Raw genomic sequence first — 1,348 nt, forward strand, 5'->3', positions numbered from 1 at the left:
TCTTTTTCCCGTCATCCCGGCCATTTACGGGCTTTTTCCATATAATCCCTTATTTTTGCAGGACATTTAAATTTATTTTAACATAGAAGCCGCAGACATTCCAGATGTTACCTGTTTATTTCTTCTTTTTTTCATGTTACGATCGTTTTGTAATATTTTTGTAACATTTAAATAACATTTTAGGAGGTACATATTCATGAAACACAAGATATTACCGGCTCTGCTCACGGCAGCGGTCATAGGAACAGCAGGGTTCGCTCCCCTCACAGTACAGGCGGCATCCCTGGAACAAACCAGACAGGAACTGCAGTCCAAAGGAATCTATATAGTAGGTCCTCTGAACAGCACCGAAGAACTCAAACAAAAACTTGAAGCCCTTGGATATGACTGCACCATCCCGAACTGGCTTGACTGCATCATACCAGGACTCCCTGGAAATCCGGGACAGCCGGACAACAACCAGCCAGGGAATCCAGAGCTCCCTGATGACAACCAGCCAGAAACCCCGGATCTCCCGGACGACAATCAGCCCGAGAATCCGGATCTCCCGGACAACAATCAGCCGGAGAATCCAGGTCTCCCGGACAACAATCAGCCCGAGAACCCAGAGCTGCCAGACGGCAACCAGCCAGGCACCCCTGAGCTCCCAGACAATAATCAGCCCGAAACACCAGAGCAGCCGGATGTAGACGAAGACAATAACGCCTTCATTCAGCAGGTAGTAAATCTGGTAAACCAGGAACGCTCCAAAGCAGGCCTGTCTCCGGTAAAAGCCGACACATCAGTACAGGCAGCCGCTCAGGTCCGTGCAAAAGAAATCGAAACATCATTTTCACACACACGCCCGGACGGCAGCTCCTTCAGCACAGCATTAACACAGCAGGGAGTCACCTACCGCGGATCCGGTGAAAACATCGCCTGGGGACAGAAAACCCCCGAACAGGTCATGAACGGCTGGATGAACAGCGAAGGCCACAGAGCCAACATTCTCAATAAAAATTACACCACAATAGGAGTAGGCCTGCACCAGAACGCATCCGGAACAAACTACTGGACTCAGTTATTCACTTACTAAAGCGGGATATAGCGACGAGCTTTAGTCTCGGCGCGGACGGGGACGCTTAATGACAGGGATGGCGGGGAGGTACTGGGGCTGTATATGCCGCTGCGATATGCACCCGCGCTGCCAACTGCTCCTAGGACACCCACTGCCGGTCAGGCGGGTACGCAGAACACATCACGGGAAATCTGAGGATTTCCCGCGCTGGGTTCTGCAAAAACTTGATTTGGTGATCAAGTTTTTCCCCGCCTGCCCGGCAGTGGTTGTCCAAGGAGCAGTAAGCGCACT

At 51.2% G+C, this 1,348-nt stretch carries 1 protein-coding gene; it reads left to right on the top strand.

The window, feature by feature from the left end; genetic code table 11:
• Positions 1-196 precede the first annotated feature (196 nt).
• Positions 197-1,075 (top strand): CAP domain-containing protein, encoded by an 879-nt coding sequence (locus HMPREF0240_RS23210; RefSeq protein WP_047777042.1) that lies wholly within the window; start codon positions 197-199, stop codon positions 1,073-1,075.
• Positions 1,076-1,348 lie beyond the last annotated feature (273 nt).

Source organism: Clostridium sp. D5, assembly GCF_000190355.1.
Taxonomy (GTDB): Bacteria; Bacillota; Clostridia; order Lachnospirales; family Lachnospiraceae; genus Faecalicatena; species Faecalicatena fissicatena_A.